Origin of the sequence: Paeniglutamicibacter psychrophenolicus, from assembly GCF_030812255.1 — a bacterium.
GTDB classification, from domain to species: Bacteria; Actinomycetota; Actinomycetes; order Actinomycetales; family Micrococcaceae; genus Paeniglutamicibacter; species Paeniglutamicibacter psychrophenolicus_A.
The window spans coordinates 1-1,136 of sequence record NZ_JAUSSH010000034.1 but is presented as its reverse complement, the minus strand read 5'-3'; the positions used below and the strand labels follow the sequence as shown (position 1 = coordinate 1,136).

Genomic DNA, 1,136 nt, shown 5'->3' with positions numbered 1-1,136 from the left:
CTTCTCAAATTTCCTGCGCGCGCAGCGGATAGGGACCGAACTGTCTCACGACGTTCTAAACCCAGCTCGCGTACCGCTTTAATGGGCGAACAGCCCAACCCTTGGGACCTACTCCAGCCCCAGGATGCGACGAGCCGACATCGAGGTGCCAAACCATGCCGTCGATATGGACTCTTGGGCAAGATCAGCCTGTTATCCCCGAGGTACCTTTTATCCGTTGAGCGACGGCCGTTCCACAACGTGCCGCCGGATCACTAGTCCCGACTTTCGTCCCTGCTCGAGCTGTCGCTCTCACAGTCAAGCTCCCTTGTGCACTTACACTCGACACCTGATTGCCAACCAGGCTGAGGGAACCTTTGGGCGCCTCCGTTACTCTTTAGGAGGCAACCGCCCCAGTTAAACTACCCATCAGGCACTGTCCCTGACCCAGATCATGGGCCGAAGTTAGGTGACCGGTACAGCCAGAGTGGTATTTCAACGATGACTCCACCCGAACTGGCGTCCGGGCTTCAACGTCTCCCACCTATCCTACACAAGCTGCACCGAACACCAATACCAAACTATAGTAAAGGTCTCGGGGTCTTTCCGTCCTGCTGCGCGTAACGAGCATCTTTACTCGTAGTGCAATTTCGCCGAGTTCATGGTTGAGACAGCGGGGAAGTCGTTACTCCATTCGTGCAGGTCGGAACTTACCCGACAAGGAATTTCGCTACCTTAGGATGGTTATAGTTACCACCGCCGTTTACTGGGGCTTAAATTCTCAGCTTCGCACGCAAGCGCGCTAACCGGTCCTCTTAACCTTCCAGCACCGGGCAGGAGTCAGTCCGTATACATCGTCTTGCGACTTCGCACGGACCTGTGTTTTTAGTAAACAGTCGCTTCCCCCTGGTCTCTGCGGCCCACACCCGCTCACGCCAGCAAGTGGCGGTCACGGGGCAGGCCCCCCTTCTCCCGAAGTTACGGGGGCATTTTGCCGAGTTCCTTAACCATGATTCTCTCGATCGCCTTAGTATTCTCTACCTGATCACCTGTGTCGGTTTGGGGTACGGGCGGCTAAAACCTCGCGTCGATGCTTTTCTTGGCAGCATAGGATCACCGAATCACCCCCCGAGGGGGGCGCCTATCGGATCTCAGGC

Annotated in this window: 1 rRNA gene; it reads right to left on the bottom strand. The window is 56.3% G+C overall.

The annotated features are described in order from the left end of the window. Nucleotides 1-1,136: ribosomal RNA gene (locus J2T21_RS20765) — 23S ribosomal RNA — on the bottom strand; the annotation flags it as partial.